The sequence below is a fragment of the Microbispora sp. NPDC004025 genome (assembly GCF_053604425.1).
The window spans coordinates 20,734-47,424 of record NZ_JBSGHN010000001.1 but is presented as its reverse complement, the minus strand read 5'-3'; the positions used below and the strand labels follow the sequence as shown (position 1 = coordinate 47,424).

Sequence of the window (26,691 nt, the reverse complement as noted above, 5' to 3'; positions counted from 1 at the left end):
CGCGTCAGGGACGAGCGTGCCGGCCCACGCCGACGAGTTCGGGCTCCGCCGGCCCGGCCGGCTCGCCGTCCTCCTCATGGCCCTCGATGGACAGGTTCGGCAGGATCCGGTCGAGCCACCGCGGGATCCACCAGTTGAGCCTGCCGAGCAGCACCATCGTGGCCGGCACGAGAAAGCCCCGGATCAGGGTCGCGTCGACGGTGATGGCCACGGCCAGCCCGACGCCGAACACCTTGACCAACGGGTCGGGGTAGGCGATGAAGGCGGTGAACACCGCCACCATGATCAGCGCGGCCGAGGTGATGACGCGGCCGGTCGACCCCAGTCCCTCGGCCACCGCGCTCCGGTTGTCCCCGCTGCGGGCGTAGGCCTGCCGTACGGAGGTGAGCAGGAAGACCTCGTAGTCCATCGACAGGCCGAACAGCACGGCGAACAGCATGAGCGGCACGTACGTGTCGATGGGCACCGAGAAGAACAGCGTGGCGAGATAGGACCCCTCGGCCGAGGGCGGCGGGTCCATGCCGACCAGACGGCTGCCCAGGCCGTGGGAGAACACCACGGCCAGGGCGCCGAAGGCGGCGCCGAGCGAGACGAGGTTCATCACCGCCGCCTTGACCGCGACCAGGGGCGCGCGGAAGGCCAGCAGCAGGAGCATGGCGCTGAGCAGCACGACGATGCCGACGACCAGCGGAGTCCGGCCCATGATGCGGTCGCCCATGTCCGCCAGCCCGGCCACCTCCCCGCCGACGTGGACGTGCGCCCCCGGCACCTCGATGGCACGCACCCGCTTCACGACGTCCAGGGCGCGCCGGTCGCTCGGCCCGTAGTCGGGAACGGCCTGGATGAGCACGGACCGGCCGTCCTCGTTGACCTGCGGCGGCGCGACGAACGCGACGCCCTCGGTGTGCTCCACCCGCTGGCGCAGCACCTGCACCACCGGGTCGGGTGGTGTCGAGTCGGCGATCTTCCGGTCGAGTTCGGCCACGACGACGAGCCCGCCGTTGGCGCCCGGGCCGAAGCCCGCCTCGACCAGCTCGTACGCGCGGCGGGCGGGGGTGCCCTTGTCGCCGTACCCGTCGTCGAGCGGGCCGAGTTTGATCGTGACGGCCGGGGCGGCGAGCGCCGCGAGCACGACCACGGTGACGGCGAGCACCCGCCAGGGGCGGCGCGCCACCCAGGTGCCCAGCCTGGCCCAGCCGGTCGCCGGGCCGTCCTGGCGGGCGGCGCGCCCGGAGAAGGGCAGCCGCAGCGCGTTGACCCGGTGGCCGAGGATGCCGAGCAGCGCGGGCACCAGCGTGATCGAGGTGAGCACGGCGCAGACGACCGAGACGCCGGTGATCCAGCCGAGCGTGCGCAGCAGCGGGACGCCGGCGAACATCAGCGCGCTCAGCGCGATCACGACCGTGCCGCCGGCGAACAGCACGGCCCCGCCGGAGGAGGCCGCGGTGCGCCGCACCGCCTCCGGCACCGGCACGCCGCCGGCCAGCAGCGACCGGTGCCGCGACAGCAGGAACAACGCGTAGTCGATGCCGACGCCGAGGCCGATCATCGTGGCCAGGATCGACGCCGTCGAAGGGACGTCCACGACATGCCCGAGCAGCGCGATGACGCCGAGCCCAACGCCGATGCTGATCAGCGCCGTGAAGATCGGCACGAGCGCGGCGACCAGCGTCCCGAAGGCGAACAGCAGCACCAGCAGCGCGACGACCACGCCCGCGACCTCGCTGGCGCCGGTCTTGATCTCCTTGTCGGCGGGGGTGGAGCTGTCGGACGGGACGACCTCGATGCCCGCCCGCGCGGCCGGCGCGGCGGCGGCGACGAGCTGCTCGGAGGTCTGCGCGATCTTGGTGGTGTCCTGCCCCTCCAACCGTACGGTGATCATGCCGATCCGCAGGTTGGACGACATGCCGCCGATCCGGTACGGCGTCTCCACCTGGGCGACGTGCGGCGCGCGCCGCAGGGCGTCCATCGACTGCTCGACGGCCTGTTTGCGGGACTTGTCGATCAGCGTGCCGTCCGCCGTGTAGAGAACGAGCTGCACCGTCCCGCCCGCGTCGAATCCCGGGCCGAAGCCCTCGCGCATGAGTTCGTGCGCCCGCTGCGCGTCCGTGCCGGGGATCGCGACGTCGTTGTTCACCGGCCGGCCCCATACCAGCGTGCCCGCGGTCAGCAGCCCCGCCGCCAGCACCCACAGCGTCAGCACGAGCCAGCCGTGGCGCGCGCACCATCCGCCGAGCCGCCCCAGAAGCCCGCTCATCGTCGTCCGTCCCGGCTAGCATGTCCTGACGGCCGTCCTGTACGGCCGTACAGAACGAGGGTAAACGGAACGCATCGGCGGGCGAGGGGCACGCCGGAAAATGAGACGATGACCACACTCGACCAGGGGAACGCGACCCGGTCCCGGATCCTGGCCGCGGCCCGCGACCTGTTCGCCGAGCGCGGGTACGCCGCCGTGTCGCTCGCCGACATCGCGGCGGCGGTCGGCCTGACCAAGACGGCGGTCGCCTACCACTTCCATCCCAAGGACCGGCTGGCGGCCGAGATCATCGCCCCGGCGGCCGACGACCTGCTCGCGCTGCTCGGCGCCCGGTTCCCCGGGCACCGGGAGTTCCTGCGGGCGTTCGCGGCGTTCGCCGTACGGCACCGCGCGGTGATCCGGTTGCTCACCGAGGACATCGGCGCCGCCGACAGCGCCCCTCCCGGATCGCCCGGCGAGGCGATCAGGGAGTTCGGCCGGGAGTTGTTCGCCCGCCTGGCCGGGCCGGACCCCTCCCCCGGCACGCGCGTACGTGCCTGGGCCGCCCTCGGCGCGGTGCAGTCCGGGGTGGTGAAGACCATGGACGTGCCCGAAGAGGTGGTCGAGGAGAGGCTGACCGCCGCCGCCGTCGCCGTGTTCGAATCTTGATACATCGATCCCCTTGCGATCACTTGCGGAGCACGTCACATTTCGTGTGAACGTTCAACCTTTCCGCCGCGTCCTAGGAGACACCAGCGGGACGGATGCGAAGGGAGTGACGGCCAGTCGTGGACGTATCGGCCGCCGGCGAGGGCCGCGCGGGCACACTCGGTCAGGTGGTGTCGGCCCTGTCGAAGACGCCGCGGACCGTCCTCGTCCTCGGCGAGCCCGGCATCGGGAAGACGCACCTGCTGAACGCGGTCGCGGCGCGGCTCAAGGGCTACCACGTGCTGCGCGGCCAGGCCCGCGAGCTGGACGGCGGGCGCGCCTACGCCCCCCTCGTCGAGGCGCTAGGGGCGCTGCGCGGTGAGGCGGCCGACGTGCTGTCCGACCTGCTCGACGCGATCGACCAGGCCGCGCTCGGACACCCCGCCGCCGCGCCCGGCGCGATGGCCGCCCGGCTGCTGGAGTCGCTGCCCGGTCCGACCCTCCTCGCCATCGACGACCTGCACCTGGCCGACGCCGACACGCTGAGCGTGCTGCGGGCCCTGCCACGCCGTCACGACGCCGTCGCGATCCTCGGCACCGCCCGCCACCCTCCCCCGCTCGACGTGGACCTGTCCGTCCGGCTCCAGCCGCTCACCATGGCCGAGATCGCGGACCTGGTCGGCACGCTGCTCGGCCGTACGCCGAGCGACACCGTCCTGCGGCGTATCCACGTCGCGAGCCGGGGCAACCCGTGGTTCGTGCAGGAGGCCGTGCTGGCCCTGGTGCAGGGCGGTGCGGTGCGCTCGGCCGATCCGGGGGCGCGGCGCGGCGCGATCCTGAGCCGGCTGTTCCAGCGGGACCGGGGCGGACGCGACCTCGCCCGCGTGCTGGCCGCGCTGTCGCGCACGAGGGAGACGGCCGGCCTCACGGCGCTCGCCGAACTCGCCGGGCTCGAGCCGCCCCGGGCGGAACGCGCTCTCGACGCGCTCGTCAGGGATGGCGTGGTCACGGAGAACGGCGACGGCTACGCGCTGGCCCACCCGCTCGTGGCCGAGGCGCTCTACGACGACCTCGGCGCGTCCGGCCGCCGTGAGGTGCACCGCCGCATCGCCGACATGCTCGAACGGGAGGGGCTGACCGGCACCAGGCGGGTCCTGGAGTGGGCCACCCACAAGGCCGAGGCTGGCCCGGCCGTCGAGGCCCTGCCCGCGGTGCTGCGGGCCGCCGAACTGACCCGCTGGACCGCGCCGCTGTCGGCCGCGCACTGGTACGGCAAGGCCGCCGAGCTGTCCCCGCAGCCCGGTGAGCTGCTGGCCAGGCAGGCGCTCGCGTACTGGAAGGGATCGCGGCCCGCGCTGGCGCTGAACTCCGCGCAGCGGGCGCTCGCCGTGCTGCCCCCCGGTCGCCGCCACACCCGTGCGGCGTACACCGCGGTCGGCGCGGCCCACGTGATGGGCTGGTACGAGGTGGCCCTCGACGTGGCCCGCCGCCAGATCCCGAAGGCCGACGACGCCTCGGCGCTGCTCGCGCAGCAGGCGGTGATCAGCGCGGAGATGGGCCGTCCCAGCCGGGAGTCCGCCCGGCGGGCCTGGGAGGGCCTGGCCGACTGCCCGCCGCAGGACCGCGCGATCACGGTCGGCTATCTGGCCATCCACGCACTCGTCCAGGGCGACTGGACCGAGACGCGGCGAGCGGTCGACGACCTGCTCACCTTCGCCGCCGCGCTGCCGCCGGGCGCCCGGCTCGCGTCGCTGGAGTCGGCGGCGCACGTGCTGGCGATCGCCGGGCTGCGCTCGCGCGCCGTCGAGGTGCTCGACCAGGCCGAGCAGATCCACCGCGGCCTCGGCTGGCACGACATCGCCGGGCAGCACGTGCGGACCATGGCCGTGATCCGGCGGATGAGCGGCGAATGGGCCCGGGCGCTGGAGGAGATCGCGGTCGCGGGCCGGGCCCTGGCCGAGGCGGGCCTGCTGGAGAACCTGGCCCTCCTGCGCAACATGGAACTGGACATCCTGCTCGACCAGGGCAGGCTCGACGAGGCCGCCCGGGTCCTCGCCGAGCCGCCGCCCGGCTCGGCCCTGCAGCAGGGCATGCGGTGCGTGTTCCACGCCCGCCTGGCGGCCGCCCGCGGCGACATCGCCGCCGCGCGGCGCGAGCTCGACGACGCCCTCGCGTGCGACGTGCCCGAGGTGGTGCACCGGGCTCTGGCGATCAAGGTGCTGGTGGCGGGCGGAGCGGGCGACGACGCGGGCTGCCGGGCGGCGGCCTCCCGGCTGGAGGAGCGGTCGGCCAACGGCACGCCCCGGGCCCGGCTCTCCGCCGACCTGGCGGTGGGCTGGGCGTTCCGCGACCGCGCGCGGGCGGGCGCGGCGCTGGAGCAGTCCCGCGCGGACGGCCTGCCGTTCGAGGAGGCCCGGGCCCGGCTGGTCCTCGGCGCGCTCGGCGACACCGCGCAGCTCCCCCGCGCACATGCGATCTTCACCCGGCTCGGCGCCGCGCCCTGGGCGGCCCTGTCGGAGCGCCGCCTGCGTGCGGCCGGGCTGGTCCCCGAACCGGCGGGCCACCTCACCCCCGGCGAGCGCCGCGTCATCGAACTGGTCGCCGACGGGCTGAGCAACCCCCAGATCGCCGAGGAGCTGCACTACAGCCGCAAGACCGTGGAGGTCTATCTCACCCGCGTGTACGCGAAGACCGGCCTGCGGTCGCGTGTCGAGCTCGCCCTGGCCGTCGAACGCGGCGAGCTGTGACGAGTCCCCCTGTCCACCTGCGTGTCCCCGGGGCGATTACGGGCGTCAGGCGGCGGGGAAGTCGGTGGCCGGGGCGCTGAGGGCGGCGGCCTCGACGTTCGCCCGCAGGGCCTCGACCTTGGCCACGGCGTAGGAGTGGGCGTCCGAACCGAGCAGCTGCCGCAGCGGGCCTTCCCCGGCCAGGACCCGGTCGATGATCGCGCGGGCGCCCTTGACCGGGTCGCCGAGCTGGCTGCCCTGCAACTTGAGGTGGTCGAGGGTCATCTCACGGATGGCCGGGTAGTGCGCGGTCGTCTCGGCGGGCAGGGCGATGGAGTCCGGGGTGAGGAACTCGGTGCGGAAGTACCCGGGCTCGACGATGGTGACCTGGACGCCGAAGTCCGCCACCTCGGCGGCGAGCGCCTCGCTCAGCCCCTCCAGCGCGAACTTCCCGGCGCAGTACAGAGCCCAGCCCGCGACAGCGGTCAGGCCCAGGATCGAGGACACGTTGACGATGTGACCGCCGCGTTGCTCGCGGAGGATCGGCAGGGCGGCGCGCAGTACGTTCCACACGCCCACGACCTGGACGTCGAGCATGTCGCGGACCTCGCGGTCGCTGGTCTCCTCCACCGCGGCCAGGAAACCGTAGCCCGCGTTGTTGACGACGACGTCCAGGCCGCCGAAGCGCCCGGTGGTCTCCCGGACCGCACGCCTGACCGCCGCCTCGTCACGCAGGTCGACGGTGAGCGGAAGAAGGCGCGAGGTCCCGGTCCCGTCACCGAGGGCGGCGAGCAGCCGCTCCGGCGACCGCGTCGTGGCGGCGACCTGGTCGCCGCGCTCCAGTAGCCGCCTGACCAGTTCGAGGCCGAGGCCGCGGGAGGTGCCGGTCACGAACCACGTAGCGGGTCGATCCGCCGGGAAGCTCATGGTGATCCTTTCGAAGGTCGCAAGTGGCGCCGGCCGGGAAGCCCCCGGGACCGGCACGGCTCCAGCTTCATCCACGGCGATCCGCCGCGGACGTCCATATCGCGCCCTGCGCGACCGCGCACCGGGAAACCTAGGACGCACAGGACCAGTCAGGAACGCGCGGCGGACGAGAGACTGGATTCGTGGCCGGAACCAACCGTGAACTCGCCGATTTCCTGAGACGTGCCCGCAGCCAGGTCGACCCGGCACGGGCCGGCCTGCCCTCCGACGGCCGCGTGCGACGGGTCCCGGGCCTGCGCCGCGAGGAGGTCGCCTTCCTGGCCGGAGTCTCGACCGACTACTACGCACGCCTGGAACAGGGCCGGCGCATCACCCCCTCGCCGTCCGTCGTCGAGGCCGTCGGACGCGCCCTCGGGCTCGACGACGCCGGACGCGCGCATCTGCACGACCTCATCGGGATGACCGCGGCCCCCGTCCGGCACCGGGCCCGCGGCGTCCAGCGTGTGCGCCCCGGGCTCTACCAGCTCCTCGACGCGCTCGACGGCGAGCCCGCCCTCGTCCTCGGCCGCCGCACCGACGTGCTCGCCGCCAACGCGATGGCGAAAGCGCTGTTCACGGACTTCGACCGGCTGCCGCCCCGGCAGCGCAACTACGCGCGATGGATGTTCCTCGACGACGACGCCCGGTCGCTGTTCGTGGACTGGGACGTCCAGGCGCGCGCCGCGGTCGAGAGCCTTCGGCTCGACGCGGGCCGCGACCCGGACGACCAGGCCACCGTCGCACTCATCGCCGACCTGCGCGAGCACAGCCGTGAGTTCGCCCACTGGTGGGAGCAGCACCGCGTCCACCAGCGCACCCACGGCTCCAAGCGTCTGCGGCACCCTCTCGTCGGCGAGCTGACCGTCGAGTACGAGACCCTCTCCCTGCCCGGAGATCCGGACACGACGCTCTTCGTCTACACCGCCGAACCCGGCTCGTCCTCGAAACGCGCCCTGGACCTTCTCGCGAGCTGGAACGCGAAGACCCCGGCGGGCCGGCGCGGACATTAGGGATCTCCCTACTGGGCACCGTCCGCCCGGAGGATCAGGCTCTTGACCATGGAATCACCGATCCTCTCGTACGCCGACGAGGTCTGGCGTGGTTCGGTGCGCCCGGAGGACGTGCCCTATGCCGAGCTGCGCCGAGACGGGGTGCAGGAGATCGCCTACGGCGTGGCGATGTGGCCGGCGTGCGGCAACGTGTACGTGGTCCGCGGCGAGGAAGGGCTGGGCCTCTTCGACACCGGCGACGCCCATGAGGCCCCGCAGTCGTACCGCGCGATCAGGAAGTGGTCGGTCGAGCCGCTCAAATACGCGATCTTCTCGCGCAGCCGTGCCGAGAGGCTGAGCGGCATCGAGGAGTTCGACGCCGAACCGGGCACCCGCCCGCTGGTCGTGGCGCAGGAGGGGCTGGCCCACAGGCTCACCCGGCAGGCCAGGACGGCCGGCTACAACGCGGTCGTCGACCTGCGCGAGCGGGGCTTCCCCCGGCTGGTCTGGCCGCCGCCGCAGCGGCTGCCCGACCTGACCTACCGCGACCGGTTGTCGCTTTCGCTGGGAGACGTCTCCTTCGAGCTCACGCACGCCCGGGGTGACACCGAGGACGCCACCTGGGCGTTCCTGCCCGAGCGTGGCGTGCTGCTGACCGGCGATCTGTTCGCCTGGACGGTTCCCGGGGCGGGCGACCCGCAGCGGGTGCAGCGTTACCCGGACGACTGGGCGGTGGCGCTGCGCACCATGGCGACGCTCGACGCCGACCTGCTGCTCCCCGGGCGTGGGCTGCCCGTGCGCGGGTCCGCCCGGGTGCGCCGGGCGCTCACCGACACCGCCGACTATCTCGACAGCCTGGTGGAGCAGACGCTCGACCTGATGAACGCGGGCGCCCGCCTGGACGAGATCCTGCACACGGTCAAGCCGCCCGCCGCGCTCGCCGGACGGCCCTACCTGCGCGAACGTCACGACGAACCCGAGTTCATCGTGCGCAACATCTGGCGGCTGCACGGCGGCTGGCATGACGGCAACCCCGCCAACCTCAAGCCGGCCCCGGACGCCGTGTTCGCCCGCGCGGTCGCCGAGCTGTCCGCGGGAGCGGCGTCGGTCGCGGGGCGGGCCGTCGCCGCGGCGGCCGACGGCGACCTGCGCCTGGCCTGTCAGCTCGCCGAGCTCGCCGCCCAGGCGGAGCCGGAGGACCGGCGGGTGCACGAGATCAGGGCCCTCGTCTACGCGATGCGGGTCCAGCAGGAGCCCGGCGCGATAGCCCGGGGGGTGTACGCGTGGGCCGCGGCCGAGTCGCGCAGCAAGACCACCGGCATGGACCTGCTCGACGTCTACCACGACGTCGCCGAGGGCCGCATGTGGTGGCTGCCGAGCAAGGCCAACTGAGGAGCTTGACCGTCACGACGGCCGGCGGGCGCGGGGAGGGGAGCGACCGCCGGCCCTGACGGTAACCTTCCTCTCGTGCTCGAACAGATCACGGCGACGCGGTACGTCGCGCCCCTGCGCGAGGGCGGGTCGCTGCCCGGTGTCGTCGAAGCCGACGACCTCGGCACGTACGTCGTGAAGTTCCGCGGCGCCGGACAGGGCAGGCGGGTGCTCGTCGCCGAGATCGTCTGCGCCGAACTCGCCAGGCGGCTCGGCTTCGCCACCCCGGATCTCAAGGTCATCGACCTCGACCCGCAGCTCGGCCTCCGCGAGCCCGACGAGGAGATCCAGGACCTGCTCACGGCGAGCGCCGGGCACAACCTCGCGATCGACTTCCTGCCCGGAGCGCTCGGCTTCGACCCGCTCGCCTGGGAGCCCGACGCCGAGTTCGCCTCCCGGGTGCTGTGGTTCGACGCGCTCGTCCACAACGTCGACCGGAGCTGGCGCAACCCGAACCTGCTCGTCTGGCACGGCGGAGTGTGGCTCATCGACCACGGCGCGGCTCTGTGGTTCCACCACAACTGGCCGACGGCCGACCCGCGGCGCCGGTTCGACGGCCGCGACCACGTGCTCGCGCCGTTCGCGACGAAGCTGGAGCAGGCCGACGCGGACCTGGCCGGGCTCGTCACCCGTCCGCTGCTCGACGAGGTGACCGCGCTCGTGCCGGACGAGTGGCTGGAGGACGAGCCGGGCTTCGCGGACGCGCGGGCCGTACGGCAGGCCTACACCGAGCATCTGCTCGCCCGGGTCGCGGGGCCGCGCGACTGGCTGCCGGACCCCGCTGCCGGCACCGCCACCGCCTCGCAGCGCCGCGGCGAGCGGGGCGCGACGATCGGCGGCTTCTGGCGCGCCACCCGGGAGGGCGGCCGATGAGCGACCTGGACGTCTACGAGTACGCGGTGATCCGCGTGGTGCCCAGCGTGGAGCGGGGCGAGCTGGTCAACGCCGGGGTCATCCTCTACTGCCAGCCGCGCGGCTACCTGTGCGCGCGGGTCGAGCTGGACGAGGCCCGGCTGCTGGCGCTGGGCGCGGCGGTGGACCTGCCCGGCGTACGGCTTGCCCTGGCCGCCTACGAGCGGGCGTGCGGCGAGGAGGCGGGGCCGCTGGGCGGGGAGCCGCTGGGCGCCCGGTTCCGCTGGCTCACCGCGCCGCGCAGCACGGTCGTCCAGACCGGGCCGGTGCACGCCGGGCTGACCGGCGACCCCGCGGCCGAGCTGGATCACCTGCTGACCCGACTGGTGCGACCCGCACAGGCCGGCCTCGGCGCCGGATAGGACAGCCGGCTAGAACAGCCGGCTAGAACAGCACGGACATGAACGTGTCGACCTCCTGGAAGCCCACCTTGCGGTAGACCGCCCTGGCCGGGAGGTTGAAGTCGTTCACGTAGAGGGTGACGACCGGGGCGAAGTACTTGAGCGCCTGCTCGACCACGGCGGCCATCCCGGCGGCAGCGTGGCCGCGTCCGCGCAGGTCGGGATGGACCCACACGCCCTGGATCTGGCACGCCTGCGGCGTCACCGCGCCGATCTCGGCCTTGAAGACCACCTGGCCGTCGTCGATCCGCGCGTAGGACCGCCCGATGCGGATGAGTTCGGCGACCCTGGACCGGTAGAGCGCGCCGCCGTCCCCGTTGTCCGGCGAGACGCCAACCTCCTCGGTGAACATGGCCACGCAGGCGGGCAGCAGGATGCCGAACTCCTCGGGCCGGACCCTGCGTACGAGCGGGTCCGGTTCGACGGCGGGCGCGGAGCTCGTGGCCATGACCGGCTGGGCCCACCGGATCGCGCGGGCGCCACCCCAGTGCGGCTCCAGCCGCTCCCAGAGCTGCTCCACGGCGCCGGCCGGACCGACGATGGACGAGCAGCGGCGGCCCTGCTTGCGCGCCCGGTCGGCGAAGGCGTGTACCGCCTCGCGGGTGGCGTTCACGGGCACCAGGTTGGCGCCCGCGTAGCACACGGCCACGAGCCCGCCACGCGGGCCGTAGCCCCACATCTGACCGCCGAGCCGTGAAGGGCTGAGGCCGACGGCCCTGACCCGGGCCGCTACGAACACATTGGCGACCGGATCGGTGTCGAGGAGCGCCAGCACCTCGTCACGATCGCTGTCGTCGAGCACGCGCGACGCCGATGTTCGCAGCATCACGGGGCCAGCCTACGCGAACGATTCCCGTTTGGGAGGTATCGGCCCGGCTGCGCTCACCGCCGTACGGCCGAGACGTGGGCGGGCGTCCCCTGCGCGCCCTCCGCGACCTTCATCAGCGCGGCCCGCGGCTCCGGCCCGGCCGGGCAGGCCGCGTCGGCGCCCCGCTTGCCCTTGCGCTGCGGCAGCAGCGCCGCGTCGCGCAGGTAGGCCGCCAGGTGCCGGTCCACGCACGCGTTCCCCGCGAGCGACACGCCGTGGTTGCCGCCGCCCGCGGTCAGCAGGCGCGCGGTCGGGAACAGGCGGCGCATGCGCAGCGCGCCCTCGTACGGCGTGGCGGCGTCGCGCTCGGCCTGGATCAGCAGGACGGGCGGCAGGTGCGGTGTGCCCACCTTGACCGGCGTGCCGCCCTTCTCCGGCCAGAAGGCGCAGGGCGCGTTGTAGACGGCGTTGGGCCAGGCCATGAACGGCGCCTCGGCGTGCGCCCGGCGCGTGTCGGCGCGCCAGCGCTCCCACGACCGGGGCCAGGCGGCGTCCCGGCATTCGACCCCCAGGTAGACCGCGTAGGCGTTCTCCTCCTCGGCGTCGATCTCGGCCTCCAGGCGGAACAGTTTCACCAGGACCGAGGAATCGCCGTCGCGGACGTAGGCCGAGAAGGCGGCGCCCAGGTACGGCCAGAGGCGGTCGCTGTAGGCGCCGTTGGAGAAGACGTCGTCCAGTTCGCTCGGGCCCACGATCCCGCCCGCGGGCCTGTCGCGCAGCCGTGAGCGCATGGAGTACCACGCGAAGGACACCGCCGCCTGCGTCGCGCCCAGCTTGTAGACGTCGCTGTGCTCGGCCACCCAGGCGAGGAAGTCGCGGTGCCGCCGGTCGAAGCTGTGGTCCTGGGCGATGTTGGCCTCGTACCAGACCCCGTCGGGGTCGACCACGCTGTCGAGCACGAGCCGGCGCACCCGCTGCGGGAACAGGGTGGCGTAGACCGCCCCCAGGTAGGTGCCGTAGGAGTAGCCGAGATAGCTGATCTTCTCCTCGCCCAGCGCCGCGCGCACGGCGTCCATGTCCCGCGCGCTGTTCTCCGTGGTCAGGTACGGCAGGAACCAGGCCCCGCGGTTGCCGCAGCCCTCGGCGTACTGCTTGGCCCGGCCGATCAGCACCTGCTCCTCGGCGTCGTTCCTCGGCACGTTGTCCGGCCGGGGCGGCGCGTAGAAGCGGGCCACGTCGACACACGACAGCGCGGGCTTGCTGGGGGCGACGCCGCGCGGCGCGAAGCCGATGACGTCGAACCGCGCGGCGACGTCCCGGGGCAGCCGGGCCGCGACGAACCGGGCCAGGCTGAGCCCCTCGCCGCCCGGCCCGCCGGGGTTCACCAGCAGCGCGCCGAGGTGGTTGCCGTCACGCGAGGCGGTGCCCTTGATCCGGTTGAGCGCCAGCGAGATCTGCTGGCCGTACGGCTCGCGGTAGTCGAGCGGGACACGCAGCTCCGCGCACTCCTGCGCCGGCTCCCGGCGGGCGGACCGGGTCGGGGCGAGGGCGCCGCCGGAGGCCGGCCCGGGCTCCGGCGGACATGGCTTCCACTCCAGCGGACGCTGCGGCGGCCCCCAGTGCCCGGCATGGTCGGATCCAGCCGCCGCCTCAGGTCCGACCAGCCCGGCGACCAGCACCGCCACGCCCATGACCACACCAACGACCCGCTTCACCGGCACGCTCCTCTGCTCCCTTTACGGCAGAGGACAGCTTCGCCGCGTGATCGGCGGAGCACGGACCGTACTACCCGATCATTGCCATTGTGTAGTCAGAGCATTGCTTGGTGTAACCCGCCCGAGGTCAGCGGACGACGACCTCCGGGCCGACGGCCTCGTCCTCGTCGAGGTCCACCTCGACGCCCATCTCCTCGGCCAGGCGCAGGGCCTCCTCGATGAGGGTCTCGACGATCTGCGACTCGGGGACCGTCTTGATGACCTCGCCCTTCACGAAGATCTGGCCCTTGCCGTTGCCGGAGGCGACGCCGAGGTCGGCCTCCCGGGCCTCGCCGGGACCGTTGACGACACAGCCCATGACGGCCACGCGCAGCGGGACCTTGAGCCCGGTCAGCCCCGCCTGCACCTGCTCGGCCAGGGTGTACACATCCACCTGGGCACGGCCGCAGGAGGGGCAGGAGACGATCTCCAGGCCGCGCTCGCGCAGGCCCAGCGACTCGAGGATCTGGGTGCCGACCTTGACCTCCTCGACCGGAGGCGCCGACAGCGACACCCGGATGGTGTCGCCGATGCCCTCGGCCAGCAGCGCGCCGAACGCCACCGCGGACTTGATCGTGCCTTGGAACGCCGGCCCCGCCTCGGTCACGCCGAGGTGCAGGGGGTAGTCGCAGCGCTGGGCGAGCAGCCGGTAGGCCTGGATCATGACGACCGGGTCGTTGTGCTTGACCGAGATCTTGATGTCGCGGAAGCCGTGCTCCTCGAACAGGGAGCACTCCCACAGCGCCGACTCCACCAGCGCCTCGGGGGTGGCCTTGCCGTACTTCTGCAGCAGGCGCGGGTCGAGAGAGCCGGCGTTGACGCCGATCCTGATCGGCACACCGGCGTCGGAGGCGGCGCGCGCGATCTCGCCGACCTTGTCGTCGAACTTCTTGATGTTCCCCGGGTTCACCCGGACCGCGGCGCATCCGGCGTCGATCGCCGCGAACACGTATTTGGGCTGGAAATGGATGTCGGCGATGACGGGGATCTTGGATTTCCTCGCGATGGCCGGCAGCGCGTCGGCGTCGTCCTGCGACGGGACCGCGACACGCACGATCTGGCAGCCCGTCGCGGTGAGCTCGGCGATCTGCTGGAGGGTGGCGTTGACGTCGGCGGTCAGCGTGGTGGTCATGGACTGCACCGAGACCGGCGCGTCCCCGCCGACGGGGACCGAGCCGACCATGATCTGACGCGACACCCGCCGCTTGGCGATCGGCTGCGTCCGTACGGCGGGGATCCCGAGATCAACAGACATTTCTGCACCTTGTTGTGATAGGCGACGCCCGGTGGGGGGCCCTCCCAGTCTAAGGAGTGTCGTGAGGCCGGACGGCCCGAAACCTTTCACGAGGAATGAAGGTTTCATGACCCGTCGCGGAAGAAACCGGCACGACCTGCGCCAATCGCCATCGTCCCCGCATGCGGGGTGGGCAGACGGCGGGGGCCGACCTACAGTCCGAACAGCGTGAGCGCTCTCGCACCATCTGGCCGGTTTGTGTCAAAGGCTGTCCCCCGGGCCGACGTGCTCGCGCCGTCGGCGGTGCCGTGCTGCACCACGAGTGCGGCAGCCATGACCACGCGAAAGGGTAGCCCGTGGGTAGACCACGAAGAAGAGTAACGAAGACGACGATCGGGCTGATCGTCGCCGCACTGTCCGCCCTCGTGTCCGCCGTCGTGCTCGCCTCCCCGGCGTCCGCGCACGGCGCCCCGATGGTGCCCGGCAGCCGCACCTACCTGTGCTGGAAGGACGGCACGACTTCGAGCGGAGCCATCCAGCCGAAGAACCCCGCCTGCGCGGCCGCGGTCGCCAAGGGCGGGACCAACGCGCTGTACAACTGGTTCGCCGTGCTCCGCTCGGACGGCGCGGGCCGGATGTCCGGCTTCATCCCGGACGGGCAGCTGTGCAGCGGCGGCGCGGTCGTCTATGACTTCAGCGGTTTCGACCTCGCCCGCAACGACTGGCCGGTCACCCACCTGACGTCCGGGGCGACCATCCAGTTCAAGTACAACAAGTGGGCCGCGCACCCCGGCACGTTCCGCTCGTACGTCACCAAGGACTCCTGGAGCCCGACCCGCCCGCTGGCCTGGAGCGACCTGGAGTCGACGCCGTTCGACAGCGTCACCAACCCGCCGAGCCTCGGCTCTGTGGGCACCGAGGACGGCCACTACTACTGGAACGCCCGCCTGCCTTCCGGTAAGAGCGGCCGCCACATCATCTACACCGTGTGGCAGCGCTCGGACAGCAACGAGACGTTCTACAGCTGCTCCGACGTCGTCTTCGACGGCGGCAACGGCGAGGTGACCGGCGTCGGCATCCCGAACACCAGCCCGAGCCCCACCCCGCCCGTCTCCCCGTCCCCCGGCACCTCGCCGAACACCTCGCCGAGCCCGAGGGTCAGCCCCTCGGCGAGCCCGACCTCCGGCAACGGCGGCGCCTGCTCGGCCACCTACAAGGTCACCAACTCCTGGGGCGGCGGCTTCCAGGGTGAGGTGACGGTGAAGGCAGGGTCCTCGTCCATCGGCAGCTGGACGGTGAGCTGGACCCAGCCGAGCGGCGGCACGATCACGCAGGTCTGGAACGGCACGCTCAGCCAGTCCGGCAGCAACGTCAGCGTGCAGAACGTGAACTACAACGGCAGCCTGGGCGCCGGCGCCTCGACCACGTTCGGCTTCCTGGCCAACGGGTCGAGCAGCGGCACCCCCTCGCTGACCTGCTCGACGGCCTGACCCGCCCGCCCGTGGCGCGGCCCGCCTGACCCGGGTCGCGCCAGGGGTGATCTAGACCGTCAGCTCGGCCGCCCGCGCCCTCGCCCAGGCGTCCGCCGCGAGGACCTCCTCCACGGACGCCGCCGGCCCGGGGGTGTGGGCGGCCACCACGCGTTCCACCGTGTCCACGATGCCGAGGAACGGCAGGGCGCCCTTCAGGAACGCCTCCACGCACACCTCGTTCGCCGCGTTGTAGACCGCCGGCGCCGTGCCGCCCAGGGCGCCCACGTGACGGGCCAGCGCGACCGACGGGAACGCCTCGTCGTCGAGCGGTTCGAAGGTCCAGGTGTGGGCGGTGGTCCAGTCGACCGGCCGGGCCGCGCCGGGCACCCGCTCGGGATAGGCCAGGGCGAGCGAGATCGGCAGCCGCATGTCGGGCGGGCTCGCCTGCGCGACCGTCGAGCCGTCGGTGAACTCCACCATCGAGTGGATGATCGACTGCGGGTGGACCACCACCTCGATCCGGTCGAACCCGATGTCGAACAGCAGATGGGCCTCGATCACCTCCAGGCCCTTGTTCACGAGCGTCGCCGAGTTCACCGTGATGACCGGGCCCATGCTCCAGGTCGGGTGGTTCAGCGCCATCTCCGGCGTCACGTCCGTCAGCTCGGCCCGCTTCCTGCCCCGGAACGGGCCGCCGCTCGCCGTCACCACCAGCCGCCGTACGGCCGCGGGGTCGGCCCCCTCGGGCCCGGCCGCCCACAGGCACTGGGCGAGCGCGGAGTGCTCGGAGTCCACCGGGATCATCCGTCCCGGCCCGGCCAGGCGCTTGACCAGCGGGCCGCCCACGATCAGCGACTCCTTGTTGGCCAGTGCGAGCACCCGGCCCGCCTCCAGCGCCGCCAGCGTGGAGGTCAGCCCCAGCGCCCCGGTGATGCCGTTGAGCACGACGTCGCAGGGCGAGGCCGCGACCTCCGCCACCCCCTCCGGGCCCGCCAGCACCCTCGGCCGCGCCCCGGCCGCCGCGAGGGCCTCGCGCAGCGCCGGCACGGCCGACGGGTCGGCGACCGCCACCGCCTCGACCCCGAAGCCGGCCGCCTGCCTCGCCAGCAGGTCGACCCGGCCGCCGCCCGCGGCGAGCGCGGTCACGCGGAACCGTCCGGGAGCGTTGGCGACGACGTCGAGAGCCTGGGTGCCGATGGATCCGGTGGACCCCAGCACGACGACGGACCGGGGCTGCGGCAGTGATTCGGAGCTCATCTCTCCATTGTCCCCAAGCCGCACCGCGGGCTCGCATCAGCACGGGCCGCCGAAGCGTCCTGACGCGGGCCCGGTACGAGACGCCCGGTACCCAGGAGAAAACAGCACATATAAGACCGAATTTGCCCATAACCGTATAGACGAATTGCGGGAAATCCGGGTGAAGGCGTCGCTACTTTCCCGCGTCAGGACATCCCGACCCGGAGGTAGGCATGCACCCCACCGCACGACGTCTCGCGGTTCTCGCCGTCCCCGCCCTCGCGGCCGCGGGAGCGATGCTCCCCGCCGCGCACGGCGCCGCGGCGACCGTGACCCGGGCCGCCGCCGGCCCCCGGCCCGCCGTTCACGAGGCCGCCGACACGACGACGGAGCAGCGCACGGTCAAGAAGTTCTGGACCGCCGCGAGGATGGAGGCCGCCGAGCCGCTGGACGCGCCCGGCGCCGGCGACCGGCACTTCGCCGCGGCCGCCTCCGCCACCGCCTCCGCCGACGGCACCGGGACACGGCCCGTCGTCGTCTCCCCCACCGTGCCGCTCTCTCCCACCGTGCCCGTCTCCTCCACCCCGTCCGGCGCCACGGCGCCCACGGCGAGGACCATGGCGGTCGGCGCCGCCGCGTACGTCTCGTCGCGGACCTCAGGCTCGCCCTGGACGGCGGGCGGGACGGTCGCGAAGACGACGGGCAGGGTGTTCTTCACGGTCACGGCCGGGTCGGACGCCGGGCGGAACGCCTCCTGCTCGGGCACCGCCGTCACCAGCGCCAACAAGAGCGTGGTCATCACCGCGGGCCACTGCGTGAAGCTGAACGGCGCCTTCCACGCCAACTGGGTCTTCGTCCCCGGCTACGACCAGGGCGATCGGCCCGACGGCACCTGGCCGGCGACCACCCTGCTCACCACCTCGCAGTGGAACTCCGGCGAGAACATGAACTACGACCTCGCCGCCGCCGTCGTCGCGCCGCAGGGCGGCAAGAGCCTCACCGACGTCGTCGGCGGCCAGGGCGTCGCGTTCAACCAGCCGCGCGGGCGGCAGACGTACGCCTTCGGCTACCCCGCGGGCGCGCCGTACGACGGGTCGAAACTGGTCTACTGCGGGGGGCGCACGTTCGACGACTACCTCAGCTCCCAGGACCAGGGGCTGAGCTGCGGTATGACCGGCGGCTCGAGCGGCGGCCCGTGGTTCGTGCGGTTCGACCCGGACACCGGCAGCGGCCTGCTCAACTCGGTGAACAGCTTCAAGTACAACTTCGCGTCCTACTGGATGTTCGGGCCCTACTTCGGCCCCGAGGCCGAGGCGGTCTACAACGCGGCCCAGAAGACGGCCCTGACCTGATTCACGCAAAGTAGCGGCGAGATCACGAATTGTGGTCCACACTCGGGAGCCATGACTTCGAGCCTCCCCATGCTTGCCGTCACCGCCCTCGCCGCCGGACTCCTGGGAGCCCCCAGCCCGGAGGTCCCGCCCCTCGGAGACGTCGTGGAGCACGTCGCCGGGCACGCGTCCGGGATCTACTGGACGCCGCAGCGGATGGCGCGGGCGGTCCCGGTCAAGCTGCTGGGCGGCACCCAACCGGTCCTGCCGCCCGTGGTCGGGGCCGCTCTGACGCCGGCCGCCGGGTCGGCTCTCGTGCCCGGCCACGCGGTGCGGCCGGCCGCGAGGACCGGGACGACCCGGACCACCCAGACGACCCGGATGGGCAGGACGGACAGGACACGGCAGGCGGCGGCGATGCCCCCCGCCACCACCAGCGGCACGCGCTGGGCGGCGGGCGGTTCGGTGACGAGGACCACCGGCAGGGTGTTCCTGACGCTGAACGGCGTGGACTTCTCCTGCTCCGCCAGTGCCGTGCGCAGCGCGAACAGGGACCTGGTCGTCACCGCCGGGCACTGCGTCAAGGACGGCGCCGGGGCCTGGGCGGAGAACTGGACCTTCGTGCCCGGATACGACGAGGGGCGGCAGCCGTACGGCGGCTTCCCCGCGCGGCGCATGTTCGTCGCCGGGCCCTGGTCGCGCTCGGGCGACGACGACTACGACGTGGGCATGGTCGCCGTGGACGACCTGGACGGGCAGCACCTGACCGACGCCGTGGGCGGGCAGCCCATCGGCTTCTACCCGCCGCGGGGCCGCCGGACCTACGGCTTCGGGTTCCCCGCCGATCCTCCGTACGACGGGGAGCGGCTGCTGTACTGCGCGGGCGTCCCGCACGGCGACCCGCAGGGGCAGACCCGCGACCAGGGCCTGCGCTGCAACCTCACCGCGGGGGCCAGCGGCGGGCCCTGGCTCAGCGGCTTCGACCCCGCCTCGGGCCGGGGCACGCTCACGTCCGTCAGCAGCTTCAAGTACAGCAACGACCACCGCACGATGTACGGCCCCTACTTCGGCCAGGCCGTACGCGACCTGTACCGCACCGCCGAGCGGGCGTGAGGGGTCAGAACGGCGACAGCGGCTCGGCGTTGTCCTCGTCCACGATGTCGGCGGCGGACCGGACGATCAGGGGGTCGGGCTCGCCCACCACCGAGGCGTCCTTGTCGTCGTAGTCGTACAGGGACAGGACGTAGCGCATCGCCTCCAGCCTGCCGCGCTTCTTGTCGTTGCTCTTGATGATCGTCCAGGGGGCGTCCTCGGTGTCGGTGTTGAGGAACATGTCCTCCTTGGCCCGGGTGTACTCGTCCCACAGGTCGAGCGAGGCGATGTCCATCGGCGACAGCTTCCACTGCCGCACGGGGTCCACCTGGCGGATGACGAAGCGGGTGCGCTGCTCGGCCCGCGACACCGAGAACCACAGCTTGACCAGGCGGATGCCGTCGCGCACGAGCATCCGCTCGAACAGCGGCGTCTGGTACATGAACTCCATGTACTCCTCCGGAGTGCAGAAGCCCATGACCCGCTCGACCCCTGCCCGGTTGTACCAGGACCGGTCGAACAGCACGATCTCCCCCGCGGCCGGAAGATGCTCGACGTATCGCTGGAAGTACCACTGGCCACGCTCGCGCTCGCTGGGCTTCTCCAGCGCCACCACCGTCGCGCCGCGGGGGTTGAGGTGCTCCATGAAGCGCTTGATGGTGCCGCCCTTGCCGGCCGCGTCCCGTCCCTCGAACAGGATCACCAGGCGCCCGCCGGTGTCCTTCAGCCAGTACTGCAGCTTCAGCAGCTCGATCTGCAGCAGCCGCTTCTGCCGGTCGTACTCCTGCCGGGCGATGCGGTGGTCGTACGGGTAGTGCTCGCGCCAGGTGTCCACCGGGCCCCCGTCGGCGCGTACGAGGACGGGATCGTCGTCATCGTCGTCCAGCACCTTCAACCCCGGCGTACGGCGCAGCAACTCGACGCCGTCCGGGTGCTCCCGCGCACTCTGCGACGCTTGCGGCATCTCCATGGCCCCCTACTGCACCTGTCGGACGATTCCAATCCCCGTCGGCCACACTGTTCTCGGGGAATTCATCCGGCCGGGAACGTCACGGCGACTTCGAGGCCGCCGCCGGGGTTGGGACGCGCCCGTACGGTGGCCCCGTGCGCCGTCGCGATCGACGCGACGATGGACAGTCCGAGCCCCGCGCCCTGACGACGGCTGGTGTGCAGTCGCCTGAAGGGCGCGAAGATGTCGCCCAGGCGCTCGGCCGGCACCTCGGGACCGGTGTTGCGGACCGTCAGCACGCCCCCGGCGAGCGTCACCTCGACGGCGCCGCCGTGATGGTTGTACCGCACGGCGTTGTCGACGAGGTTGGTGACGAGCCGGTTCAGCAGGACCGGGTCGCCGGGGACGACGAACCAGTCCAGCCGCGCCGTGACCGTCACGTCGCCGCGGTCCACTTCCGCCAGGACCAGCCGTACGACCTCGTCCAGCGCCACCGGGCTCCGCCCCTCCAGCCCGTGCTCGGCCTGGGAGAGCACCAGCAGGGCGTCGATGAGACTCTCGATGCGGTGGTTGTGGAGCAGCAGGGTGTCGCGGATCTCCCCGACGTCCTCGGGCAGGCCGACCTCGATCGCCGTCCGCTGCACGGCGAGCGGGGTCCGCAGCTCGTGGGAGGCGTTGGCGATGAACCGCCGCTGGCCCACGACCGAGCGCTCCAGCCGGTCGAGCATGGCGTCGAAGGTGTCGGCCAGTTCCTTCAGCTCGTCCCGTGGCCCGGACAGGGCGATCCGCTCGTGCAGGGTGGACAGGGACAGCCGCTGCGCGGTGGCGGTGATCCGGTGGAGGGGCCGCAGGACACGCCCGGAGATCACCCATCCCACGACCACCGACACCACCGCCAGGACGCCGATCGCCAGCGCGCTCACGTCCCACTGATAGTGGATCACGTCCCGCACCAGCGCGGACAACGGCGACGGAGTGTCCGGCATCCTCTCCATGGGGGCGGCCGGGGCCGGCGGGGCCCCTCCCGGCAACGGCTCGGGAAGCCGCGCGATCCGCGTGTGCAGCGCCTGCCGCAACAGGGTGTTGACGATGACCAGCAGGACGACGGAGGTGAGCAGGAAGATCCCCGAGTAGATCAGCGTGAGACGTACCCGCACCGTCGTCACAGCAGGTAACCCGCGCCGGGAACGGTCCGGATGCACGGCGGATCGCCCAGTTTCGCGCGCAGGCGGCTGACCACGACCCGCACCACGGTGGTGAAGGGGTCGGCGTTCTCGTCCCAGGCCTCCTCGAGAAGCCGTTCGGCGCTCACCGCCGCGCCCTCCGCACGCATCAGCACCTCCAGGACGGCGAACTCCTTGAGCGACAGGTGCAGGTGACGGCCGTCCCTGGACGCCTGGAGCCGGTGCGTGTCGAGCACGATCCCGTGCCGGGCCAGCACCGGGGGCACCTGGTCCCGGCTGCGCCGGCCCAGCGCCCGGACCCGGGCGACGAGTTCGGTGAAGTCGAAGGGCTTGGGCAGGTAGTCGTCGGCTCCCATGCCGAGCCCGGCGACGCGCTCCGGCACCGACGACGCCGCCGTCATCATGAGGATCCGCGTACGGCTGCCGCGCGCCACCAGCTCGCGGCAGACCAGGTCGCCGTGCAGCTCCGGCAGATCGCGGTCGAGCACGAGGACGTCGTAGTCGCTCACCGCCAGCCGCTCGGCCGCGGCGGCCCCGTCGTACACCACGTCGACCGCCATGGCGTGGCGGCGCAGCCCCATCGCCACGAGATCGGCCAGATCGCGTTCGTCTTCGGCCACGAGAACCCGCATACCCGGGTTCCTAATCGACGGGAGGTAACAGCGGCGTTAACGATGTCGTTCACGGCCGCGCAACCCACCGGCGGACACGCTGACGGGCATGATCAGAACTGTCTGCTCCGCCGTCCTGATGACGGCCTGCGCGCTGACCGCCGCCGTTTCCGCTCCCACCGCGGCGACGACCTCCACGACGGCCGCCGCGACGCCTGCCGCGGCGTCCCCGGGCGGCGCGTGCGCCCGGCCGACCGGGCCGCCGCCCGAGTCCGCGCCGCCGACGACGGTGGACACGCTACGGCAGGCGTACGAGTGCGTGCTGGACAACTACTACAGCGGGCCCTCGCTGGATCCGAAGCTCCTGCTGCGGGACGCTCTCGCCGCGTACACGCAGGAACTGATGCGGCGCGGCGCCGACGTGGCCGGTCTCCGCCTGCCCGCGCTGACGGGGAACCGCGACGCCGACTGGGCCGCGTTCGCCGGCGTGATCGGCTCCGGCCACCCGGACGCGCTGCGCGCCGCGATCACCGGCATGGTCGCCGGGCTGCGCGACAACCACGCCCGGGCGGTCAGGCCGACTCCTCCGCCCGAGGGCGGGCCGACCGGAACGGGCATCGTGGGACTGTCGGCCGCGCAGGGACCACAGCTGGATCCGGCGGCCCGACCACCCCTGTTCATCACCCGCGTCCTGCCCCGCAGCCCGGCGGACCGCGCCGGCGTCCGGCCCGGCGACATCGTCGTCGAGGCGGACGGCATGCCGGCGTTCTTCGGGGACAAGGTGAATCAGAGCCTCGTCGAGGCGTTCACCTCCGACACCGTGCGGCTCACGCTGAAGCGGCCCACGACGGGACGCGTCACGACCGTCACACTCACGGCTGGGCCCGTCGGGGAGCAGGAACCGGCGGTGACGTCGAAGACGCTGCCCGGCGGCGTCACCCACGTCAAGGTGCCCGGGTTCTTCGAGGGCGCGGCCGACCAGGTGATCGCCGCGCTGAAGGGCGCCACGAAGGCCGCGGTCATCGACGTGCGCGGCAACGGCGGCGGGTCGCCGCGCGAAGTGAACCGGCTGCTCGGCGCGTTCGCGCACGGGAAGGTCACCGGCTACTTCTGCCCGCTGACCGGCGAGTGCACGGCCAACCGCACCGACGACTCCGTCCCGCTGCTCGGGCTGCGCCTGGTCGTGCTCACCGACCGCGCCTGCGCCTCGGCCTGCGAGCACTTCAGCTCGGCCGTGCAGGACAACGGCCTCGGCGTTCTCGTCGGGACCCGCACCGCGGGCGCGATCTCCGGCCCGGGCGAGCCGCACCTCCTCGACGACGGGAGCGTGCTGCTGCTGCCCAAGGTCCGGCACCTCGGTCCCGCCCGGGAGACCATCGACACCATCGGCGTCCCCGTCGACCACTACGCCCCCATGACGGCGCTCGACCTGGCCAAGGGCCGCGACCCCGGCCTCGCCAAGGCGCTCGGTCTCCTCTGACCGTGGACAGGACCCGTGGCCGTCTGTCACCATCGACGACATGATCGTTGGAAAGGACGACGCCACCCGCATCCGGTGAGCGTTCTCGCGCAGCGGGAAGCTGCCGCACTCCGCGAAAAATGGCTGGGCCGCGTGTTGTCGACGCGGCCCGCCGACCGTCCGGCCGCAGAGGCCGCCATCTCCGGGCTGTACGGCCTGATCGGGCTCGCTCCGCCCCGGTTCCACTGGGTCCCGTCACCGCTCACGGCCCTGACGACCCTCCCGCCCGGGGTGCGTCCACGTCCCGCCGAGGACGCGAGCCGGGTATCCGACTGGCCTCTCACCCGCCGGTTCCAGGCCGTGGTGACGGAGCTCTGCCTGGACCTCGACCTGCGGGTCCGCCCCAGGCACCGGACTCTGGACGGCTGGATCCGCCACGACGTGCGCGCGCCGCTCGAACGCTCCGCGGACGGCGCGTTCGTCAGGCCGGTCCTGGCCGCGCACGCACCACACCTCCCCCGGCCCGACTGGTACCGCGTTCAGAGCGCCTTCTGGGCCGCCCACTACGACGCCCTGCGGCAGGCGGGGGTGGTCTTCCCGGCCGGGCAGGCGCGACAGCTCGGCCTGTGGGCCACCGCGGCCGCCTCCTGCGGCCCGTGGTGGCCCCGGCAGGACGTCTGCGTCGTGTCCGAACGGCCCACCGTCCTCCGTACGGAGGTGTGGGGGGACGACGGCGAGGTTCGGCCGCACTGCGCGGACGGCCCGGCCGTGCGGTACGCCGACAGCTGGGAGGTGCACGCCTGGCACGGCACACTCGTGCCTCCCTGGGTGATCACCGATCCGTCCGTCGAACGCATCGAGCGGGAGGAGAACGTCGAGGTCAGGCGGTGCGCGATCGAGCGCGTCGGCTGGGACGCCTACATCGGCCGGGCCGGGCTGCGTCCGGTCGCCTCCGCCCCCGACCCCGGCAACCCCGGCCACTTCCTGCGGCTCTACGACCTGCGCGGGCAGACCAGGGTGCTCCTCGCGGTGAACGGCTCCGTCGAACGCGACGGCACCCGCCGCCGGTACGGGCTGACCGTGCCGGGCTACTTCCGTGACCCGGTCGCGGCCGCCGGCTGGACCTACGGGCTGTCCGCCGAGCAGTACTCCCTTCTCGTCCGCCGAACCTGAGGTGATCTCCATGACTGTGACTCTGGCTTCCGCGACTCTGGCATCCCTGTCCCACCGGACCGGACTCGCCGTGCTCGACCATCTCGAGCGGTCGGCGCGCATCCCCGTCGTCGACGGGCTCCACGCCCAGGGCGACCTCATCGTCGTCCCGCTCCCGCTCATCGCGTCGTCCGTGCAGGCCCGGCCGCGGGCCCGGTGGACCGACGTGCCGCCCGAGGGGGTCGAGCTGCTGCGCGGCGCCGCCGGCGGCAACCCGCACACGCTCGTCGCCGACGCGGGCACCTGCCGCTGGACGGCCGACGTCGCCGACACCGAGGGCCTGGCGCTGGGGATCTTCGAGGCCTCGTCCGTCGTCTACCTGCTGCATCCCGAGCACGGCGGGACGGGCTGCGCCCCCGGCGCCTACGTCGTACGGCGGCAGCGCGAGCAGCGGTCGCGCGGATCGGACCTCGTGGCACGGCTCGTGGCGGACTGACGCCTCACAGAGGAAACCGGGCTCGGGGACGTGGTCCCCGAGCCCGGTTCTCGCTGATTCGGCGCCTCAGAGGTACTCAGAGCGTGAGACCCGTGAGCACCATGACCTTCTCGTAGGTGAAGTCCTCCATCGCCGAGCGCAGCCCCTCGCGGCCCACGCCCGACTCCTTGACCCCGCCGTACGGCATCTGGTCGGCCCGGTAGGACGGCACGTCGCCGATGATGACGCCGCCGACCTCGAGCTCGCGGTTGGCCCGGAAGGCGACGTCCAGACTGCGGGTGAAGACCCCGGCCTGCAGGCCGTACCGGGAGTCGTTGACCGCGGCGAACGCCTCGTCGACCGAGGCGACCCGCTGCACGATCATGACGGGCCCGAAGACCTCCTCGCACGCCACCTTGGCGTCCGCGGGCACGTCGGCCAGCACGGTGGGGGTGACGGTCGCGCCCTCCCTGGTGCCGCCCGCCAGCAGGCGCGCCCCGGCGGCGACGGCCTCGTCGACCCAGCTCTCGACGCGGATCGCGGCGTCCTCGCTGACGAGGGGGCCGACCTGCGTCTTGTCGTCCGCGGGATCGCCGGTGACGAGCGCGCCGACGGCGGCGACGAGCTTGTCGGTGAACGCGTCGGCGACCGTGTCCTCCACGAGCACCCGCTGCACGGCGATGCAGCTCTGGCCCGCCTGGTAGTTGGAGAAGAGCGCCACCCGGCTCGCCGCCCAGTCGAGGTCGGCGTCGGCCAGCACGACCGCGGCGGCGTTGCCGCCGAGCTCGAGCGTGACGTGCTTGCGCGGCACGCTGTCCAGGATCGAGTAGCCGACCGGGCCGGAGCCGGTGAAGGAGATGACCGGCAGCCGCGGGTCCTCCACCAGCGCCGCCGCCCGGTCGTTGGGCACGGGCAGCACCGAGAACATGCCCTCGGGCAGATCGGTCTCGGCCAGGATCTCGCCGAGCACGAGCGCGGAAAGCGGAGTCGCGGGCGCGGGCTTGACGACGATCGGCGCGCCGACGGCGATGGCGGGAGCGACCTTGTGCGCCACCAGGTTGAGCGGGAAGTTGAACGGCGTGATCGCCAGCACCGGGCCGTGCGGCACGCGGGAGACGTAGGCGAGCCGTCCCTGCGCCGCGGGCTCGGTGTCGAGCCGCTGCACCTCGCCGCTGAACCGGCGGGCCTCCTCGGCGCCGAAGCGGAACGTCGAGATCGCGCGGCCCACCTCGCCGCGCGCCCAGAAGATCGGCTTGCCGTTCTCGGCGCTGATGAGCTGGGCGATCTCCTCGGCGCGCTCGGTCAGCCGCCGGGCCACATGGGCCAGCGCCTCGGCGCGTACGTGGATGGGCAGCGCGGCGGCCTGCTTGCGCACGGCGTCGGCTGCGGCCACCGCCTGCTCGACCTGCTCAGGGGTCGGCACCGAGTGGACGCCGACGACCCTGCCGTCGTGGGGGTTGGTCACGGCCTGCTCGGCGTCCCCGGTGACGGGGCGACCGGCGAGCCAGAAGGGGCGGGGATCGGAAGTGCGGCCTACGTCCATGTCTTCACGCTATGCCCATGGCGGGAGGCGGTCCCTACGCCGGACGGGCCAATCGCCGCCCTCCGTCACGCCATCGTGGACA

The 26,691-nt window shown here is 72.8% G+C and carries 22 protein-coding genes; 12 read left to right on the top strand and 10 right to left on the bottom strand.

Annotated elements, in window-relative coordinates; all coding sequences use genetic code 11:
* Nucleotides 1-4: 4 nt before the first annotated feature.
* Nucleotides 5-2,257, bottom strand: coding sequence for an MMPL family transporter (locus ACWEQG_RS00225; RefSeq protein WP_452280491.1), 2,253 nt, complete (start codon nt 2,255-2,257; stop codon nt 5-7).
* 108 nt (nt 2,258-2,365) lie between these two features.
* Here ACWEQG_RS00225 and ACWEQG_RS00220 point away from each other — a divergent pair, with 108 nt between their 5' ends.
* Together ACWEQG_RS00220 and ACWEQG_RS00215 are read left to right on the top strand one after the other, a co-directional pair.
* Entirely contained in the window at nt 2,366-2,905 is a 540-nt protein-coding gene (locus ACWEQG_RS00220; protein ID WP_363467422.1) for a TetR/AcrR family transcriptional regulator, read from the top strand.
* Nucleotides 2,906-3,024: 119 nt separating this feature from the next.
* The gene (locus ACWEQG_RS00215) at nt 3,025-5,631 is read left to right on the top strand and encodes an ATP-binding protein (protein ID WP_452280490.1); all 2,607 of its coding nucleotides are present in this window, start codon (nt 3,025-3,027) and stop codon (nt 5,629-5,631) included.
* 45 nt (nt 5,632-5,676) lie between these two features.
* On the opposite strand, the gene ACWEQG_RS00210 is transcribed toward ACWEQG_RS00215, so the two are convergent.
* On the bottom strand, nt 5,677-6,537 hold the full coding sequence (locus tag ACWEQG_RS00210) for an SDR family oxidoreductase (protein WP_363471598.1): 861 nt from the start codon (nt 6,535-6,537) through the stop codon (nt 5,677-5,679).
* A gap of 182 nt (nt 6,538-6,719) precedes the next feature.
* On the opposite strand from ACWEQG_RS00210, the gene ACWEQG_RS00205 reads away from it, so the two are divergent.
* The 4 genes from ACWEQG_RS00205 (at nt 6,720) to ACWEQG_RS00190 (ending at nt 10,270) form a co-directional block, all read left to right on the top strand.
* Entirely contained in the window at nt 6,720-7,586 is an 867-nt protein-coding gene (locus tag ACWEQG_RS00205; protein ID WP_452280489.1) for a helix-turn-helix transcriptional regulator, read from the top strand.
* Nucleotides 7,587-7,634: 48 nt separating this feature from the next.
* A complete protein-coding gene (locus ACWEQG_RS00200; RefSeq protein ID WP_452280488.1) occupies nt 7,635-8,957 on the top strand; it encodes an alkyl sulfatase dimerization domain-containing protein in 1,323 nt (440 codons plus the stop codon).
* A gap of 75 nt (nt 8,958-9,032) precedes the next feature.
* Entirely contained in the window at nt 9,033-9,869 is an 837-nt protein-coding gene (locus ACWEQG_RS00195; protein WP_452280487.1) for a HipA family kinase, read from the top strand.
* Entirely contained in the window at nt 9,866-10,270 is a 405-nt protein-coding gene (locus tag ACWEQG_RS00190) for a DUF3037 domain-containing protein (RefSeq protein ID WP_452280486.1), read from the top strand. The genes ACWEQG_RS00195 and ACWEQG_RS00190 overlap by 4 nt, the downstream gene beginning before the upstream one ends.
* 22 nt (nt 10,271-10,292) lie before the next feature.
* On the opposite strand, the gene ACWEQG_RS00185 is transcribed toward ACWEQG_RS00190, so the two are convergent.
* From ACWEQG_RS00185 to ispG, 3 genes are all read right to left on the bottom strand, one after another.
* Complete coding sequence (locus ACWEQG_RS00185; protein ID WP_452281637.1) at nt 10,293-11,135, bottom strand: GNAT family N-acetyltransferase; 843 nt, start codon at nt 11,133-11,135, stop codon at nt 10,293-10,295.
* A 56-nt stretch (nt 11,136-11,191) separates the two neighbouring features.
* Nucleotides 11,192-12,832: an alpha/beta hydrolase gene (locus ACWEQG_RS00180; protein WP_452280485.1), complete on the bottom strand. Its 1,641-nt coding sequence runs from the start codon at nt 12,830-12,832 to the stop codon at nt 11,192-11,194.
* Nucleotides 12,833-12,959: 127 nt separating this feature from the next.
* A complete protein-coding gene (gene ispG, locus ACWEQG_RS00175; RefSeq protein ID WP_452280484.1) occupies nt 12,960-14,126 on the bottom strand; it encodes a flavodoxin-dependent (E)-4-hydroxy-3-methylbut-2-enyl-diphosphate synthase in 1,167 nt (388 codons plus the stop codon).
* Between the two features lie 335 nt (nt 14,127-14,461).
* Between ispG and ACWEQG_RS00170 the strand changes: the two genes are divergently transcribed.
* Entirely contained in the window at nt 14,462-15,595 is a 1,134-nt protein-coding gene (locus tag ACWEQG_RS00170) for a lytic polysaccharide monooxygenase auxiliary activity family 9 protein (RefSeq protein WP_363471607.1), read from the top strand.
* Nucleotides 15,596-15,646: 51 nt separating this feature from the next.
* Here the strand turns inward: ACWEQG_RS00170 and dxr are convergent, their stop codons facing one another.
* Nucleotides 15,647-16,834, bottom strand: coding sequence for a 1-deoxy-D-xylulose-5-phosphate reductoisomerase (dxr, locus tag ACWEQG_RS00165; protein ID WP_452280483.1), 1,188 nt, complete (start codon nt 16,832-16,834; stop codon nt 15,647-15,649).
* Between the two features lie 212 nt (nt 16,835-17,046).
* On the opposite strand from dxr, the gene ACWEQG_RS00160 reads away from it, so the two are divergent.
* Together ACWEQG_RS00160 and ACWEQG_RS00155 are read left to right on the top strand one after the other, a co-directional pair.
* The gene (locus ACWEQG_RS00160; RefSeq protein WP_452280482.1) at nt 17,047-18,165 is read left to right on the top strand and encodes a trypsin-like serine peptidase; all 1,119 of its coding nucleotides are present in this window, start codon (nt 17,047-17,049) and stop codon (nt 18,163-18,165) included.
* A 51-nt stretch (nt 18,166-18,216) separates the two neighbouring features.
* Nucleotides 18,217-19,257 carry a trypsin-like serine peptidase gene (locus ACWEQG_RS00155; protein ID WP_452280481.1) on the top strand — a complete coding sequence of 347 codons (1,041 nt, stop codon included), beginning with the start codon at nt 18,217-18,219 and terminating at the stop codon, nt 19,255-19,257.
* Nucleotides 19,258-19,261: 4 nt separating this feature from the next.
* Here the strand turns inward: ACWEQG_RS00155 and ppk2 are convergent, their stop codons facing one another.
* The 3 genes from ppk2 to ACWEQG_RS00140 form a co-directional block, all read right to left on the bottom strand.
* Entirely contained in the window at nt 19,262-20,206 is a 945-nt protein-coding gene (gene ppk2 / locus ACWEQG_RS00150; protein ID WP_452280480.1) for a polyphosphate kinase 2, read from the bottom strand.
* A 62-nt stretch (nt 20,207-20,268) separates the two neighbouring features.
* Complete coding sequence (locus tag ACWEQG_RS00145) at nt 20,269-21,342, bottom strand: sensor histidine kinase (RefSeq protein ID WP_452280479.1); 1,074 nt, start codon at nt 21,340-21,342, stop codon at nt 20,269-20,271.
* A 5-nt stretch (nt 21,343-21,347) separates the two neighbouring features.
* Nucleotides 21,348-22,001, bottom strand: a complete 654-nt coding sequence (locus tag ACWEQG_RS00140) for a response regulator transcription factor (RefSeq protein WP_452280478.1) — start codon at nt 21,999-22,001, stop codon at nt 21,348-21,350.
* 88 nt (nt 22,002-22,089) lie between these two features.
* On the opposite strand from ACWEQG_RS00140, the gene ACWEQG_RS00135 reads away from it, so the two are divergent.
* The 3 genes from ACWEQG_RS00135 to ACWEQG_RS00125 all read left to right on the top strand — a co-directional run bounded on the left by ACWEQG_RS00135 (nt 22,090) and on the right by ACWEQG_RS00125 (nt 25,087).
* Nucleotides 22,090-23,460: a S41 family peptidase gene (locus ACWEQG_RS00135; protein WP_452280477.1), complete on the top strand. Its 1,371-nt coding sequence runs from the start codon at nt 22,090-22,092 to the stop codon at nt 23,458-23,460.
* 132 nt (nt 23,461-23,592) lie between these two features.
* Nucleotides 23,593-24,612 (top strand): DUF6745 domain-containing protein, encoded by a 1,020-nt coding sequence (locus tag ACWEQG_RS00130; RefSeq protein WP_452280476.1) that lies wholly within the window; start codon nt 23,593-23,595, stop codon nt 24,610-24,612.
* Nucleotides 24,613-24,622: 10 nt separating this feature from the next.
* On the top strand, nt 24,623-25,087 hold the full coding sequence (locus tag ACWEQG_RS00125; RefSeq protein WP_452280475.1) for a hypothetical protein: 465 nt from the start codon (nt 24,623-24,625) through the stop codon (nt 25,085-25,087).
* 76 nt (nt 25,088-25,163) lie between these two features.
* On the opposite strand, the gene ACWEQG_RS00120 is transcribed toward ACWEQG_RS00125, so the two are convergent.
* Nucleotides 25,164-26,609, bottom strand: a complete 1,446-nt coding sequence (locus ACWEQG_RS00120; protein ID WP_452280474.1) for an aldehyde dehydrogenase family protein — start codon at nt 26,607-26,609, stop codon at nt 25,164-25,166.
* Nucleotides 26,610-26,691: the final 82 nt, after the last annotated feature.